This window comes from Alienimonas californiensis (assembly GCF_007743815.1).
GTDB lineage: Bacteria > Planctomycetota > Planctomycetia > Planctomycetales > Planctomycetaceae > Alienimonas > Alienimonas californiensis.
The window spans coordinates 628,300-644,998 of sequence record NZ_CP036265.1; the positions used below are offsets into that span (position 1 = coordinate 628,300).

Sequence of the window (16,699 nt, forward strand, 5' to 3'; positions counted from 1 at the left end):
CTGGCTTTGCCAGTGCCACGGGGGCGCACGAGCGATTCGTCACCGGAATGATGTGGGGAAGTCGAACGCACTGGCAGAGCCAGTGGCACCCAGAGCGGCAAGGTGTCGATGGCCCCGCACCAGTGCCACCCGCCGGGCCGACCCCGGCCACCTACGAAAAGGAGTCACCCCCGCCCCGGCCACCCACGCGTTGACTGGATCGAAAAAAAGGTCGCCCCAGCCACCCGCCCACTCACGCGGATGGACATGCGGTCGGTCACGTCGCCCCAGCCACGCGTCCGTTACTCTAGCCGGGATACGGCACGCCGTCACGGTGAGCGATATCACGCGGGCCCTCCTGAGACAGGGACTTCTTAAGAACCAGCCTGGCATCAGACTTATTCTTCCCGACCAAGTCTATGTACACAACTTGTTCGAGTAGCCCGCTCGGCTTGAAGTCTTTTACACGGACGGGAATCAGCTTCCTTTTGCCAACGTCGGCGTCTTGCAAGAGTGCCGCCTGCCACTCCTTCGCAGCCATCGCAGACTCCAGATATTCTGGAGTGAGAATAGCGATCGTCCTATCTGCAGACTGTGTGGCCTTATGCATGAGGTCGACAAAGCTCGAACCGGGCAGGAAGTCCCAGCACTGGACAACGGTGCTAAAGCCCAGTCTTTCCAGCTCCAACGCGACCCACTCTGCCCAAGCGGCGTCCGCTCCCGTGTAACTCACGAAGAAGTCAACTTCTCCGCCTTTTCGTGCAGCTGGGCCTTTCAGAGCCACACCACAAATAGTGACTCGTTCAGACTCCAGACCATGAAGCCTGGCCATCACTCGCCCAGCCGCTACCGCTTGATTCTCGTTGAACGCGAAGATTGCAACCTCTTTAAGAGGATCAGCGAGCGCAGACTTCACTCCACGCTCCAGTTGACTGCTCGAACCAAGTTTCGCGGTGAGGAGGGGCCAGCTCGCCTTCACTGCAGGCGGCAACTCACCAAGATCATCCTCGTCTGTGTAGTGCCAGATAATCCTAAGAATCAGCCGAAGATCACTCTCAGACTGAATCGCTTCCCCACGGTCCTTTAGGAGACTTAACGCTTCGTCCTGCGAGAACACGCCTTGAAGACATTTTAGTCGCCCGTCGCGAATCGCCTTAGCATCCCCTGAAATATCGTAGAACCCGGCTGGCTGCAGGTGGTCGCGAATCAGTGCCTTCACTTGTTCAACGAATGCTTTCCTTGTCGCCTCTACCTTCTGTGAACTGACACTTGTAGCTTGATCGCCTTGTTCTTCCCGGAGCCGAATGTAGTACTCAACAAGCTCCGGAAACGCATCTAAAGCGGATGATTGCGCGGCCGCGACATCCTTAGCCTTGGACTTCTTCGAAAGTTTGCCGGAAAGATAATTATTAACTCTAGCCCGCAGGTGTTCGTTCGGAAGGCTGCTAAGCATCGCGCCGAAACGGTTTTCTAGATCATTCCTCGAGATCCAAGTATCGTCCTTCGTCAGTAAGTCCTTCGGCGTGAGAAGTACGTAATCACCCCGATGCACTGGCAGGTCGTAGCTCTTCGCGGCCCAGAGCTCAGTCGCCGGATTAAATACTGCTTTCTCCACCGGGAAAGAAGACACCACAGAAGGAGAAAGCCTCGCCCTAGCAAACCTTTCCGTATACTCGCACAGATATCCCTTAATCAGATTTGTAGTCAAATCGCTGATCGAGTCGCGCCCGACTCCCGAACGCACAAGGGCTAACTTTTCAACGTGGCGGCCTTTTGTAACCTGAGGAGCCTGACTTGACAGTAGCGTCGCGATATTTGGAAGCAAGTGATTGGCAAACACTCTGCCCAAGCCGCGACCACTGCACCCAGTCTCGCTGTAACCGAACCAGTTCTGCTTCACCTCCGGGAAATAAAACCACTCTCGTTGGAGCCCTACGTCCACCGCCGCCCGCTTAGCGTTGTCTCGAAGGAAAGCCAGGTAGTTCACTATCCCTTCATGCAACTCTTGGTACTCAGACTTCTGGCTGTGAAACAACAGAAACGGATCAATAAACAGAGGCAGGTCATTGACCAGCGAAATATTGAAGGCCCCGTAAGCGTCTAATTCCGCTTCCGCAACCCCGAAAACTTCATCGAAATATCCACTCATGCCATCAACTCAGATAGTAAAGGCTCTGGAATTCACCCGAGCGGGTGGCTGGGGCAAGAACGGAGTGCAGCGGAGCGGAACGGAGTGGATGCCCCAGAACCAGTGACGTGCGAACGAGAGACCTGCCGCGTCGCCCTTTCTGGGGCATCCGCTCGCTCGCCGTCGGCTCGCTCGGCTCCTGCCCCAGGCACCCACGCTTCAGGTTGATCGGAATGAAACGAGACCGGCCCCGCACACCCTGCGAACAGGATGGACGGGGCCGGGGGGCCTTGGGCAGTCGGGCTGCTCGGCCTCACTGGCAGGCTTCGCAGGTGGGGTCGTTGGGGTCGCAGGCGGCGCCCTCCTGCACGGCGCTGGCCGGGAGCGGGGTCTCGTCGGCGATCGCCGTGGCCGGCGACGCGCCGCCGAGCGGCGACGGCGAAGCGGGCGAACCGGCGGGGGCGACGACGCCGCGCTCGATCGCCACGTTGTCGCTCTCGCTTTTGTTCTTCATCCAACGCGGTTGGACGCCGAACTTGTTCACGTCCACCGTGCTCTTCTCCACCTGCGTGGCGGCCAGCGTCCGCAGGTAATACGTCGTCTTCAACCCGCAGGCCCAGGCCTCGATGTAGATGTCGCTCAGCTTTTTGCCGCTGGGGGCGGACATGTACAGGTTCAGGCTCTGGCCCTGGTCGATCCACTTCTGACGCTTCGCGGCGCAGGCCAGGATCCAGGCCGGGTCCACCTCGAACGCCGTCAGGTAACGGGCCTTCACGTCCTCCGGCACGTCGGCGATCTCCGTGAGGGCGCCGTCGTAGTACTTGAGCTGCTCCAGCAGGTCCGCGCCCCACAGGCCGCGGTCCTTCAATTCCTTCACCAGTTCGATGTTCACCTGGGTGAAGTCGCCGGAGAGGTTGCTCTTCACGTAGAGGTGCTTGTACATCGGCTCGATGCTCTGGGCGACGCCCACGATCGTGCTGATGGTCGCGGTGGGGGCGATCGCCATCACGTTGCTGTTCCGCATGCCGTGCTGGGCGATCAGGGACCGCACCGGCGCCCAGTCCAGGCGGGCGTCGCGGTCGACGTTCACCTCTTCGCCGCGCTCCTCGGCCAGCAGATCGACGGTGTCGATCGGCAACAGGCCGCGGTCCCACTTGCTGCCCTGATAGGAGGAATAGGGGCCGCGCTCGGAGGCCAGCAGGGCGCTGGCGCGGATCGCCTCGTAGCTGATCCGCTCCATGCTCTCGTCGGCGAACTCGACGGCCTCGTCGCTGGCGAACGAAATGCCCAGCGCCGCCAGGGCGTCCTGGAAGCCCATCAAACCCAGACCGACCGGGCGGTGCCGGGTGTTGGCGTTCTTGGCTTCCTTGGTGGGATAGAAATTAATATCGACCACGTTGTCCAGCATGCGGACGGCCGTGCGGACGGTCTCCGCCAGCAGGTCGTAATCGAACCGCATCTCCCCGTCCGGGCCTTCCACCACGTGCCGGCGGAGGTTGATGGAACCGAGGTTGCAGACCGCGGTCTCCTCCCGGCTGGTGTTCAGCAGGATCTCCGTGCACAGGTTGCTGCTGTGCACCACGCCGCAGTGATCCTGGGGCGAGCGGATGTTGCTGGGATCTTTAAAGGTAATCCAGGGGTGGCCGGTCTCGAAGACGCGGGTGAGCATTTTCCGCCACAGATCCACCGCGGGGAGGCGGCGGGAGAGCTTGATCTTGCCGCTGTCGGCGAGGGCTTCATAGTGCTCGTAGCGCTCCTTGAAGGCCTTGCCGTAGAGGTCGTGCAGATCGGGCACGTCGTTCGGGGAGAACAGCGTCCAGTCCTCGCCGGCCTGCATGCGCTGCATGAACAGGTCGGGAATCCAGTTCGCCGTGTGCATATCGTGGGTCCGCCGCCGGTCGTCGCCGGTGTTTTTTCGGAGGTCCAGGAATTCTTCAATATCGAGGTGCCAGCTCTCCAGATAGCTGCAGACGGCGCCCTTGCGTTTGCCGCCCTGATTCACGGCGACGGCGGCGTCGGAGACGATCTTCAGGAACGGGATCACGCCCTGGCTCTTGCCGTTGGTCCCGGAGATATGACTGCCGGTGGCGCGGATGTTCGTCCAGTCGTTGCCCAGCCCGCCGGCCCACTTCGAGAGGGCGGCGTTGTCGCCGATGCTCTTGAAGATGTGCTCCAGGTCGTCCTGCACGGTGGTCAGGTAGCAGCTGGAGAGCTGCGGGTGCAGGGTGGCGCTGTTGAACAGCGTGGGCGTGGCGCTGGTGAAGCGGAAGTCGGAGAGGACTTCGTAGAACTCGATCGCGCGGTCGGACTTGTCGGCGCCCTCGGCGCTGGCGAGGCCCATGGCGACGCGCATCCAGAAGAACTGGGGCGTCTCGATCCGGCGGCCCTCGACGTGGAGCAGGTAGCGGTCGTAGATCGTTTGCAGGCCGAGGTACTTGAACCCGGCGTCGCGCTCCGGCTTGAGGGCCTTGGCGAGGCGGGGGGTGTCGAAGGTGCGGACGACCGGGTCGAGCCGGCCGGCGGCGACGCCGTCGATCAGGTAGTGCTCGAACTGGTGGCGGTAGAGGGCGTCGAGGTCCTCCGGGTCGCTCTTGTGCGTGCCGAGGGCCTCGTTGTGGATCACCATCCGCATCAGGCGGGCGGCGACCGTGTCGTGGGCCGGGTCGCGTTCGATGCGGCTGCGGGCGGCGAGGATCATCGCCCGGTCCAGTTCGGCGGGGCTGATGCCGTCGAACATGCTGCGGAGGACCTCCTCGGTCAGCTCCTCGACGTTCACGTCCCGCTCCAGCCCCCGCGCCGCCTCGGCCAGCCGCCGACGGATGCGGGCCTCGTCGAACGGAATGCGGGTGCCGTCCTCCAGCGTGACGCTCAACCGCGGGGCGGCGGCGGCGTCGTCCTGGGTGACCTCCGTCCGCTGCAACGCCCGCTTCTTGGCGTGCTCCGCCCGGTAGGTAATGTAGGCCCGGGCCACGCGGTAATGGCCGGAACGCATGAGGGCGATCTCGACCCAGTCCTGGACCTTTTCGACGTCCACCGGCCCGCTGGCGGCGAACGGGGCGATCTCCTCGGCGACGCCGGCGGCGATGCGCTCGACGTCGGCCTCGGTCTCGGGATCGAGGGGCTGGCCCTCGGCGAGGTTCAGTTCGGCCCGGAACGCCTTACGGATCGCGTCGGCGATGCGGCCGGTGTGAAACTCGACCTGCCGACCGTCACGTTTGCGGACAAGCCAGGTTTCAGTCGCGGGAGGCATAAAGTAGTCCGAGGACGAAGTAAGAATGGTTGCGGCTCGCACCGCGGAGGCAACACGCGGACACCTACTGTCGTATCCGCTGACCCAACGAGAAGGCGTGATTTCGGCATCGCCGCTCATCTCCCCCCTTTCACGTAGCGGAGTGATCCAAGGAATGGATCCCTCTGCCCACGCAGATGGGGTGATGTTTTGCGCGATGTCGCATCACGGGAACGCGGGCGACTTTAGGGCCGCCGCAAGGTAGGCAGCAGACCCCACAGTCCACCATAGGCGCCTCCTCGCGCCAATCGAGGCCACTAGTCCTTGTGGTCGCCATGTCACGTTTGTGTGGAACGTGTCGATCGCACCGACAGAGAGATCCGCGGCCGAGCAAGGATTCGTTCGTACAGTATCTAACCGCAACAGTCAACTCCTGTTCACTCCTGAACGCACAGTTTGAACCGCGTTTTCCGCGCAGCGAACCGGCCCGGGATCGCAGGGGCGATCCCGGGCCGGTCGGAGGGGCGAACGAAGCCGCGGCGGGGTCGCCGGGTTACTTCGCGGACGACTCGGCGTACGCCTTGTAGGCCCCGGCGACGTCGCCGGATTTCGCGTCGCCGTCGTGCACGTAGACCGCGTAGCGCAGTCGCAGCGGTTCTTTGATCTCGACCGGGGCGGCCTCCTCCTGGCCGCTGGTGTAGGCCTTGGGGCCGAAGGGGCTGATCGCCATCAGGCCGTAGCCGCGGGCGTGGTAGCGGGCGGGGCGGAAGTTCTCCGGGTGATCGAACAGGGCGACGCCGCCGCCCGGTTCGCCGTCGGTAGCCGGGGCGCTGCAATCGCACCAGGCGGCGAGCTTGCCCCAGGCTTCGCTCTCGCCCTCGCCGCCCTCGCTGTTGGTGATCACGCCGCGGCCCCGCTTCACGTCCAGTTCCGGGGCCATCCGCACGCCCACGAAGCCCTCCTTGGTGTCGCCGATCGTCGCCGTCGTGCCCTCGGCCGGCGGGGAGAGGGTGATGTCGTAGGTCAACAGCGTGCCCTTGGGCGACGGGGCGTGCACCGCGATGGTCGTCTCCTCCTTCAACACCGGCTCGCCCTCCGGGGAGAGCCAGTGGTTCACGGCGGTGATCGAACCGGCCTCGCGGTCGAGCTTCACCTCCTTCGTGTCGATGCGGCCCGCCTCCACCCAATGCTTGAACGGGCCAAGCATCTCCGCGTCGTCCCCTTCCCCCTTGTGCAGTTCGACCTCGTCCACGCTGATCCACACGCCCTTGTGGTGGGGGTGGTCGTCGGAGGCGTAGTCCAGCACGTTCACCCCGCTGGGGGTGTACAGGGGGAAGACGAACGGCTTGGGCAGCGGAACGTAATCGTGCTTTTTCTGGGGATCGATCGCCGCATGCCAGACCATCAGGGGCCGCTCGCCGACGCGGACGGACGCGGCGATCTCCGTGCCGCTGAGCACGACCGGGGCGTCTCCCGGCGGGGCGGCGAGCAACGCGGACAACAGCAGCGGGGCGGCGAGCATGGCGAACCGGAGGGATTCGGGGGGATGGGCGAACGCCGCGATTGTGCCGATCGGCCCCGCCGCATGCGACCGGGGCCGGCCGGGAGAGCCGATCACGGGGGCCGGTCGGGGCGACGTCCGGCCCCCTCGGGACTATTCTCCGCGGCATGCCCCGCCGCCCGCTTCGTGCCCGTCAGCCGCTCACCTCCGGTTCGCCCCGCCGGGCGAAGCCGGAGGAAGAGGAACGCCCCCCGCAGCGCCTCTTCCCGGCGCCCGGGCCGGGAGTGTCGTTCGACCGCCCGCCGCGCAAGGGGGACTGGGAATTGGCCCTCTCCGGCGACCTGACCGATCGGCAGGCGGAGATCATGGACCAACTGATCGAACTGCCCCGCGGCAGCGCCGGGACGCTGTGGTTCGACTCCCCCGGCGGCAGCGTTTATACGGGGCTGGCGATGGCCTCGGTGCTGCGATTGCGGGGCCTGCGGGCGACGGCGGTCGTCGCCGGGGAGTGCAGCAGCGCCGCGATCCTGCCCTTCGCCGCCTGCGAGCGGCGGCTGGTCACCCGGCACGCCACGTTGTTGTTTCACCCCGTCCGCTGGCACAGCGAGGAGGACGTCAAGCGGGAGGAGGCCGTCGAGTGGGCCCGGCACTTCGATTATATGGAGCGGGATATCGACGATTTACTCTCGAAGCTGCTCCCCATGGAGCGGGAATCGCTGGAAAAGTGGACCCGCCCCGGCAAGTTCGTGACCGGCGCCGAGCTGGTCGAAGTCGGCCTCGCCGAAGCCGTGGACCTGTTCGCCGGCGATCTGTGGGCTCAGACCGGCCCTCCCCCGCGGGCCAAGCGGACGCGTTAGACTGGCCCCGGCTCCTTTCCCGACGCCCCCGCCATGACGACGACCCTCGCCCCGCCGAAGCCCGCCCCGATCCCCGACGCCGCCGTCGCCCCGGCCGCGAAGACGATGACGGAGGCGGAATATCTCGCGTTCGAACGGGCCGCCCCCGTCGACGGTCCCCGCCACGAATTCGCCGACGGAGAATTGATCGAAATGTCCGGCGCCAGTCGTCTTCACAATCTGATCGCCCGCCGAATCTGTCGGATCTTCGAGGACCTGCTCGCGGGTCGCCGGTTTGAAATCTATCAGTCGGATATGCGGCTCCGCGTGCCTTCAGGGCGGTTCCGCTATCCCGACGTGACCGTCGCCCCCGCGCCGCCGGAACTGTCGCCGGGCGAGGAGCAGGACACGCTGCTCAATCCCGTCGTGCTGGTGGAGGTTCTTTCCCCCTCGACCGCAACGATCGATCAGGTCCAAAAGCAAGCGGAGTACCGCGAGATCCCCTCGCTGACGGATTATCTGATCCTGTCGCAGGACGAGCCTCGCTGCGATCACTACAGCCGGATGGGGGCGGAGGCGTGGAAGCTGGTCACGTACGTCGGCCCGGAGGCCGTCCTGCCGTTGAGCGGGCTGGGCGAGGTGCCGCTCGGTTCGCTGTACCCGCCCGTGGAGTGAGGGCGGAACGGGCCGGGCGGAAGGCTGCGGGTTGAACGCTCCGGGTTGAACGCTCCGGGGCGGCGGGACAGGCTGGCATCGCCCGCCCCCGATTGGTTCGCCGCCCGATGCACCTCCTCTTGCCCTCGATTGATCGCACGGCTCGTCGCCGGGTTTCTGCAGGAATTGTGATTGCGGCGCTCGCGGCGCTGGGCGGCTGCGAAGGGAACGCGACCGTGGCGACGCCGCCCGATTCCCGCCCGGCGCCGAGCCATCACGCCGCGGCGCCGCCCCCGTCCGCGGCCCCGGTCGCCCCCGCCGCCCCTGCCCCCGCCGTGCGGGAGGCGACGCCGCGACGCAGCGATCCGCGGCCGCCCGTCCTGCAATCCACCGTCCCGCGGCGGGAGGAACGGGCGGCGGAGCGGCGGGGCGTCGCCTCGCCCCCGCGCGGCGGCTCCGGCATGACGGCCGTCCCCGGCGTGACGACGGTTCCCGGCACCGATCCGTTCGATCCGGAGATCGATCCGTCCACGCTGTCGCGGCCCGAGCCGATCGCCCCGGCCGCCGCGGAACCCCCGCCGGAACGGATCGACGTCCCCCTCACCGCCGCGATCCCGCCGGACAAACAGGCGATCCCCGACGACCTCGCCCTGCCCGTGGGAGCCGTGCTGTATTACCAGGACGGCCGCGACTGGATCGAGGTCGAATTAAAGATGCCGGCCCCGCCCGCGACCGAGGGGGGAGAAGCCGCGACCGAACTGCGGGTGCACCGCACTGACCGGCCGGCGATCATCCCCGACGTGCGGGTCCGCCGCGATCAACTGGTCGTGACCAAACTCCTCGTCCGCCGGCTCGAAGCGGCCCGTTGACGACGCTCGTGAAAAGCTGTCGCGCCCCCGCCCCTGATTCTCCCCTCTCCCCCTTGGGGGAGAGGGGTCGGGGGTGAGGGGGTCCGCGTAGCGGTTCGCCTGCGCCCGCGGCGTCCCCGGGCCCCGCCCGGCTGCGCCGCACCCTCACCCCCGGCCCCTCTCCCTCAAGGGAGAGGGGAGAACGAAAAGCCGCAACGGCTCGCCGCGTCCCGCCCTACTTATCCAGGATCGCCGCCCGCTGCACGCGCAGGTGGCGGGCGAGTTCGCGGTCGCTCTCCTTCGCGGCTCGCTCCCTGAGGGCCTCGGCGCTGGCCTCGCCGCCAATTTCCGCCAGCAGCGAGGCCACGTCCCGCCGGGTCGCGGGGTTGGGGTCGTCCAACAGCGGGAGCACCGCCGGCTCCGCGGGCGCCCCCATCGTGCGGACGAACGCCAGCGCCTCGTCTCCTTCCCAATCGTGCGTCAGCAGCGGGGCGGCGACGCGGGCGTGGTTCGGGGTCGTGGGGTCCAGGCTGCTCAGCACGTCCTTGCGGCCGAGGCCAGTGCCCTCCCGCAGCGCCTCGCCGATCGCGGTGAACTGCTCCGGCGTCTCCGCCCAGACGAGCAGCGTCTTGGCGGCCCGGTCGACGACGAAGCCCCGCTCCTCGACGGCCTCGGCCAGCCGCGCGGAGAGCGCCGTGCGGATCTGTTCCCGCTGCTCCGGCGTCACCGTGGAGGGCTCCACGCCCTCCAGATACTCCACCGCCTTCTTGCGGGCGACCCAGTCGGATTCGGTCGCGGTTTCCAGCACCCGCACCGCCCAGTCCGGCTCGCTCTCGCCCTCCGCCGGCTCCCGCAGCGACAGCGGCCGCCCAGCGGTGGCGGCCCCCGCGACGGAATCGGCCCCTGCGGGGGGAGCGGTCATCGGAGCGGGGGCGTCCCCGGCCGGTTCGTCGTTCGTTTGGAAGCCGAAAGGCGTGCTGCCGACGCCGTCCGGGCTCGAGGGCAGGCTGCCAGGAATCGGCGGCTCCGGACGGACCCCGCGAGGCGAATTCCCCCCGCCGCGGAGCCGTTCCGCCCGTTCCCGAGCCTGCTCCGCCCGTTCCCGGGCCTGCTCCGCCATGCGGCGGTTGTAGTCCACCATCTGCTGATCGTACGCGGGGGTCTCCTCCGAGGCGGGCCGGGAGGAGGAATAGGACCCTCCGGAGCGGAAGACGGACGGCCCGGACGACTCGCGGGACGCCTCCGGCCGGGAGGGCGCGCGCTGCGGGTCGAACTGCGGCCGGAACGGGGCGGGGCCGCCCGCGACGGCTCGCTCCTCGGCCGGCGTCCCGATCGGCTGCCCCGTCACGAGCTTGCCCGCGACGAATCCGATCCCGTACCCCTGCGAGAAGCACCCCGTCAGCCAGGGCAGACAGAGCAGCGGGACCCAGCGGACGGCAGCGGCGCGGCGGGACACGGGCGGGCTCGACGACGAAGGGGCACGGCGGCACGACGTCGGCGCCGCCGTTCCATCGGCCGGCGCAGATTCCGAGGCAGTTTGACGCCCCCCTGCGCCCGCGTCACGCGCAGGCGTGTCCGTGGGTTGAGATCTCACCGGCTGCGGAGCGGCACGGGGCGAACAAGCCCCGATCGTTCTTTATGAGTTTTTGAGGCGGCCGCCAAACTGGTGTTGAGGCAACCATTGCTTATGCAATAATCCCCCCGGAACCCCCTCGCCCCGCCTCAGCTGCGCCCCCCTGTGCTGAAGTACGACTTCCACGACAGCATCCCCTACTTCGTCTTCACGGCGGCGCACGCCATCGAGAAGGCGATGGGCGCCGCGTTGGAGGGCCACGGGATCACGTTCCGCCAGTGCCAGATGCTGGGGATGCTGGCCGCGCACGGTTCGCTGTCGCAGGCCCAGGTCGCGGAGATGATGGGCGTGGAGCCCAGCAGCGTGGCCCGGTTGGTGGACCGCATGACCCGCGACGGCTGGATCGAACGCCGCCCCGACCCGCACGATCGCCGCAAGTACCAGTTGTTCGCCACCGACCGGGCCGAGCCGATCTGGGAGGGGGTGCAGGAGGTTGCGGCGACGGTCCGCAATACGGCGCTGGAGGGTCTCGACGAAGGGGACGTGCCGGAGCTCAAGCGGATGCTCCGCCACCTGCGGAACAACCTGACCGACGATCCCGGCCGCTACCCGGACACGCCGAGCCCCGACTCCGCCCTGAGCGACGACTGCTCCGCCCTCAGCGACGACCGGGCGCCCGCCGCCGCTTCCGCTTCGCGTTGACTCTCGCCCGCGTCCTTCGTTCGCCGGTTCTTCCCCGCCCCCGTCCCGCATGTCCGACACTGCCACCCCCGTCATGATGCCGACCGGGCCGAAGGACGATCTGTACAACCGCCCGGCGAAGAAGACCGCGGAGCCCGCCTCGGCGAGGACGCCCGAGCCGCCGGCGACCGATCCGCCCGCGGCCGCGACGAACCGGGCGGACGCGGGCGATGACGCCGTCCCGGACCGCTACGCCCGCCCGCCGAAGTCCGACCGTCGCAAGATCGTCGACGGGGCGTTCTCGCTGGCGCTGGTCGCCGCGGGGGTGACGGCGCTGGTGGTGCTGAAGAACCTCAAGGAGCCGGCCCGGCCGGTGAATCGCGTCTCCCCGGCTCCGTTGGTCGAAGTGGCCGACGTCACCCGGCACGTCGGCGGGTTGGACGTGCTCAGCGACGGGATCGTGGTGCCGTACCGGTTGGTGAACGTCGGGGCGGAGGTGGGCGGCCGGGTCGTTTCGATGGACCCCGCCCTCCGCAGCGGGCGGTACGTCACCGCCGGCCAGCCCCTGCTGACGATCGATCCGGAGACCTATCGGCTGGAGGTGAAGCGCCTGGGGGCGGAGGTGCGGTCCGCCGAAAGCAGCCTCGCCGAGTTGGCCGTTCAAACCGAAAACGCCAAGGCCAGCGTGCTGATCGCCCGCAAGGACGCCGAACTCGCCGAGGCCGAGACCGCCCGCGAGGAACGCCTCCTGCAGCAACGCAGCGGTTCGCAGGCCGCCGTCGAACAGGCCCGCCGGGCGGAGCTTCAGGCCAAAGACAAACTGCAAACCGCCGCCAACAGCCTGCGGCTCCTCAACGCCCAGAAGGAGCGCCTGGAGGTTCAAAAAGAACTGACGGAAACGAACCTCGAACGGGCTCAATTAGATCTCGACCGCACGGTGGTGACGAGCCCCGTGGACGGGGTGATCGTCACCTCCGACGTGGAGCGGGGCAGCCAGGTGCAGCAGGGCGGGGCGTTGTTCACCGTCAGCGACTCCGACAAGGCGGAGGTGCGGACGAACCTGCGGGTGAAGGACGTGGCCTGGATCCTCGCCCATCCGCCCGAGGGCACGCGGGCGACGGACCGCACGCCGGGCCTGTCCGCCGCCGCCGCCGCCTACGCCCTGCCGTCGGTCCCGGTGACGGTGAACTATGAACTGGCGGGCAACACCTATACCTGGCGCGGCACGCTGAGCCGCGTGGACGGCGCCGGGCTGGACGAACGCACCCGCACCGTGCCCTGCCTGGTACAGGTGGACGATCCGCAGAGCGTGTCGATGGCCGGGGGCAGCGGCGCCCTGCCGATCGCCGCCCCGCCGACGCTCGCCACCGGCATGTACGTCAACGTGCAGGTGCACACCGAACCCGCCGAGGCCCTGCTGGAAGTGCCGGAAGAGGCCGTTCGCCCCGGCAACCGCGTCTGGGCGGTGCGGGACGGCAAATTAATGATCGTGGAACTGCCGGTCGCGGCGATCGTCGGCGGCAAGGTGCTGATCCCCCCGACCGGCGCCGCCCTGCAGCCGGGCGATCGAGTCGTGACCAGCCCCCTGCCCTCCGCGACCCCCGGCATGAGCGTCCGCGTCGCCGGCGACCCCACAAACGAAGGCGGTGGGGCGAAAGCGGAAGGCGGAGGGGACGCCGCCGCTCCCGTCCCCGGCCCCAGCGGCGTCGCCGCCGCCGAAGGGGAGTCCCCCGCCCAAACCGCCGGCGGCTGACGCCCGGCACCCTGCCGCCCCCGTCGTTCCTTCCGCCCTTCGCCTTCCCCCCTCCGTCGTACTTCGATGCAGTCGCTCGCCCGCTGGGCCATCAAAAACACCCCGGCGATGAATACGCTGATGGTCGCCCTGATGGCGGTCGGCGCCGTCTGCCTGGGGTCGATGCGGCGGGAAGTGTTCCCCGAGTTCGAATTGGAAGTGGCGCTGATTATGGCGCCCTATCCGGGGGCGGACCCGGACGAGGTGGAAAGCGCCATCGTGCAGAAGGTCGAGGAGGCGGTCTCCTCGCTGGACGGCATTAAAGAGGTCACCGGCATCGCCCAGGAGGGGCTGGGCAGCGTGCTGGTCGAGATCGACCCCTCCGAGCCGGACGTGAAGGCGGTCGTCGACGAAATTGAATCCGCCGTCGCCCGCATTAGCACCTTCCCTGCCGCCGTGCAGGCCGAGGGGGTGGAGGTGCGGCAGCTCACCTTCCGCGAAACCGCCGTCCGCGTCGCGGTGCTGGGGCCGGACCCCGCGACGACCGGCGCCGACCCCGTCGCCGCGGAGCTGCGCCTGCGGGCGATTGCCGAGGAGATCCGCGACGAACTCACCGCCCTGCCGGTCGTCTCCCAGGCGACCGTGCAGGGGTCGAAGGAGTTTCAGATTGACGTGGAGATCCCCGAGGACAACCTCCGCAAATACGGCCTGAGCCTCACGGACGTGTCGAACGTCCTGAAGCGGGAGAACCTCAACCTGCCCGGCGGCACCCTCAAAGGGGCCGCCCAGGACGTGATCGTCAAGGGCGAGGCCCGCGGCGAAACCGGCGAGGCGATCCGCCGGATCCCCCTCGTCACCGACGCCACCGGCGTGACGCTGACCGTCGACGACCTGGGCGAGGTCAAGGACGCCTTCGACGACACCAGCAGTTCCACCCGCATCAACGGGCAGCCCGCCCTGGTGGTGGCCGTCGAACGCACCGCCGACGAGGACTTATTGCAAATCGCCGCCGCCGTGCACGCCTACGCCGCCACCCGGGCGATGCCCGAGGGCTACGACCTGGTCACCTGGGACGACCGCAGCGTCGAGGTCCGCGACCGCATGGAGCTGTTATTAAGGAACGGCTGGCAGGGCCTGGTGCTGGTGTTCATCGTGCTGGCCGTATTTTTAGAACTGCGACTGGCGTTGTGGGTCGCGCTGGGCATCCCGATCTCCATTCTAGGAGCGGGCATCATGCTGTATTTCGGCGGGCAGACGTTAAATATGCTCAGCATGTTCGCCTTTTTAATGGTGCTGGGCATCCTGGTGGACGACGCGATCGTCGTCGGCGAGAACATTTACGCCCACCGGGAGATGGGCAAGAGCTATATGCAGGCCGCGATCGAGGGCACCGGGGAGGTGATCCCTTCGGTGACGACCAGCGTGTGCACCACGATCATCGCCTTCGCCCCGCTGATGTTCGTGCTCGGGGTGATGGGCAAATTTATCGCCATCCTGCCGATCACGGTGATCGCCTGCCTGATTATTTCGCTGCTGGAAAGCGTGCTGATCCTGCCCTGCCACCTCGCCCACGCCCCCGGCGAAGGGGCGCTGGGACGGCTGCGGGCGAGGATGTCCGGGGCCTGGACGCCGATCCGCTACCTCCTCGCCGCGGTCCCGGTCGCCGCGGCGGCGGCGCTGGCCGCCGTGCTGCTCGACTTGGAAGGCCTGCACGTCGTCTTGCCGCCGGGAGTCCGGGGGGGCTTGGGCGCCGCCACCGGCAGCGTCGTCGCCCAGGTGATCCTATGGACCGTCGCCGGCCTGCTGAGCTGGTTCGGGCTGTTCTTCGCCGGGGCGTTCGGGCCGCTGTTTTATCTCTCCGCCCGGGCCAACCGGCTCGGCACGGCGGGGCTGGGGCGGTTTATCGCCAAGGTCTATGAACCGGCGCTGCGGTGGAGCCTGGACCATCGCGGCATCGTCGTCGCCGGCAGCGTCGCGGCGCTGCTGACGAGCTTCGGCTTCGTCGGCGGCGGCTTCGTGCGGCAGGAGTTTTTCCCGGAGATGGACTCCAACCGCGTGCAGGCCAACGTCATCTTCCCCGACGGCACCCCCGCCCGCGTCACCGACGCCGCCGTCGAAAAGATCGGCGCCGCGCTGGAGCGGGTCGGCGAGAATTATAAAAACCGCACGGTCGACGGCCGCAGCCCCGTCAAGCTGGTCCGTCTGGGCGTGGGCTACGCCAGCGGCGAGGGGCCGGACCAGCAAACCCAGAGCAGCGGCGGCCAGCTCGGGCAGGTGTTCGCGGAAATCGTCGACCCCGCCCTGCGGACCGTCACGTCCAAAGAATTGATCGACGCCTGGCGCGAGGAAGCCGGCGAGATCGCCGGCGCCGAGGCCGCCAACTTCGAAGCCCCCTCGATGGGTCCCGGCGGCAAGGCGATCGAGTTTAAGTTGATCGCCGATAAAAATGCCGCCGACCTGCTCGAAGCGGCCGCCGCCGACGTGAAGGCGCAACTGGCCGACTTCCCCGGCGTCTACGACGTGGACGACGACAGCCGCCCCGGCAAGGCGGAGATTCAACTCGACCTCAAGCCGGACGCCGTCAGCCTGGGCGTGAACCGGGCGGACCTGTTCGAGACCGTCCGGGCCAGCTACTTCGGCGAGGAGGTGATGCGGGTTCAGCGGGGCCGGGACGAGGTGAAGATCATGGTCCGCTATCCCACGGAGGACCGCCGCAGTCTGGCGGACTTCGAGGAGATCCGCGTCCGCACCGCCGACGGCGTCTCCCGGCCGATCACGGAGCTGGCGGAGATCACGATCGACCGCAGCCCCAGCGAAATTAACCGAATCAACCGGCGGCGGGCCGTCACGATCACCTCCGCCGTCGACGTGACCGAGGGCAACGCCCAGGAGATCGTCGACTCGCTGCGGACGGACGTGCTGCCGGACGTGCTGGCGAAGTACCCCGGCGTGGACGTGACCTGGAAGGGCCAGCAACAACAGCGGGCCGAAAGCATCGGCAGCATTTTCGTGGGCCTGTCGATCGCCCTGTGCTGCATGTTCGCCCTGCTCACGTTGGAGTTCCGCAGCTACACCCAGCCGCTGTTAATTCTCGGCATCATCCCCTTCGGCGTGGTCGGGGCGGTGCTGGGGCACTGGGTGATGGGCCTGCCGCTGTCGTTCTTCAGCATGATGGGGATCGTGGCGCTCTCCGGCGTGGTCGTGAACGACTCGATCGTGCTGGTGGACTTTATTAATCACCGGCTCGAGGCCGGCCAGCCACTGCGGCAGGCGATCATGGAAAGCGGCGTCCGCCGGTTCCGCCCCGTGCTGCTGACCAGCGCCACCACGGTCGCCGGCCTGTTCCCGATGCTGCTGGAAACGAGCTTCCAGGCTCAAATCCTCGTCCCGATGGCCGCCAGCCTGGCCTTCGGCCTGACGATCACGACGGGCCTGGTGCTGATCTTATTGCCCGTCTACTACAGCCTCTACGGCCGCGCCGTGGGCGTGGAGGAACTGCGCGCCGGGGAGAGCGACGCGGCCCATTAACGCGTTCTTT

Annotated in this window: 10 protein-coding genes; 6 read left to right on the forward strand and 4 right to left on the reverse strand. The window is 67.6% G+C overall.

Annotation, left to right across the window (positions count from 1 at the left end; genetic code table 11):
- Nucleotides 1–286 precede the first annotated feature (286 nt).
- The 3 genes from CA12_RS02495 to CA12_RS02505 all read right to left on the reverse strand — a co-directional run bounded on the left by CA12_RS02495 (nt 287) and on the right by CA12_RS02505 (nt 6,954).
- Complete coding sequence (locus CA12_RS02495; protein WP_145357261.1) at nt 287–2,128, reverse strand: toll/interleukin-1 receptor domain-containing protein; 1,842 nt, start codon at nt 2,126–2,128, stop codon at nt 287–289.
- 292 nt (nt 2,129–2,420) lie between these two features.
- Entirely contained in the window at nt 2,421–5,357 is a 2,937-nt protein-coding gene (locus CA12_RS02500) for a ribonucleoside-diphosphate reductase subunit alpha (protein WP_145357263.1), read from the reverse strand.
- Nucleotides 5,358–5,889: 532 nt separating this feature from the next.
- A complete protein-coding gene (locus tag CA12_RS02505) occupies nt 5,890–6,954 on the reverse strand; it encodes a DUF6807 domain-containing protein (RefSeq protein WP_145357265.1) in 1,065 nt (354 codons plus the stop codon).
- A 50-nt stretch (nt 6,955–7,004) separates the two neighbouring features.
- Here CA12_RS02505 and CA12_RS02510 point away from each other — a divergent pair, with 50 nt between their 5' ends.
- From CA12_RS02510 to CA12_RS02520, 3 genes are all read left to right on the forward strand, one after another.
- Complete coding sequence (locus CA12_RS02510; RefSeq protein WP_145357266.1) at nt 7,005–7,694, forward strand: ClpP family protease; 690 nt, start codon at nt 7,005–7,007, stop codon at nt 7,692–7,694.
- A gap of 33 nt (nt 7,695–7,727) precedes the next feature.
- On the forward strand, nt 7,728–8,348 hold the full coding sequence (locus CA12_RS02515; RefSeq protein ID WP_145357268.1) for a Uma2 family endonuclease: 621 nt from the start codon (nt 7,728–7,730) through the stop codon (nt 8,346–8,348).
- Nucleotides 8,349–8,515: 167 nt separating this feature from the next.
- Entirely contained in the window at nt 8,516–9,196 is a 681-nt protein-coding gene (locus CA12_RS02520) for a hypothetical protein (protein WP_145357270.1), read from the forward strand.
- 214 nt (nt 9,197–9,410) lie between these two features.
- Here the strand turns inward: CA12_RS02520 and CA12_RS02525 are convergent, their stop codons facing one another.
- Complete coding sequence (locus CA12_RS02525; protein ID WP_145357272.1) at nt 9,411–10,631, reverse strand: HEAT repeat domain-containing protein; 1,221 nt, start codon at nt 10,629–10,631, stop codon at nt 9,411–9,413.
- A gap of 282 nt (nt 10,632–10,913) precedes the next feature.
- Between CA12_RS02525 and CA12_RS02530 the strand changes: the two genes are divergently transcribed.
- From CA12_RS02530 to CA12_RS02540, 3 genes are all read left to right on the forward strand, one after another.
- On the forward strand, nt 10,914–11,450 hold the full coding sequence (locus CA12_RS02530) for a MarR family winged helix-turn-helix transcriptional regulator (protein ID WP_145357274.1): 537 nt from the start codon (nt 10,914–10,916) through the stop codon (nt 11,448–11,450).
- 49 nt (nt 11,451–11,499) lie between these two features.
- Nucleotides 11,500–13,182 (forward strand): efflux RND transporter periplasmic adaptor subunit, encoded by a 1,683-nt coding sequence (locus tag CA12_RS02535; protein WP_145357276.1) that lies wholly within the window; start codon nt 11,500–11,502, stop codon nt 13,180–13,182.
- Between the two features lie 66 nt (nt 13,183–13,248).
- Nucleotides 13,249–16,689, forward strand: a complete 3,441-nt coding sequence (locus CA12_RS02540; protein WP_145357278.1) for an efflux RND transporter permease subunit — start codon at nt 13,249–13,251, stop codon at nt 16,687–16,689.
- Nucleotides 16,690–16,699 lie beyond the last annotated feature (10 nt).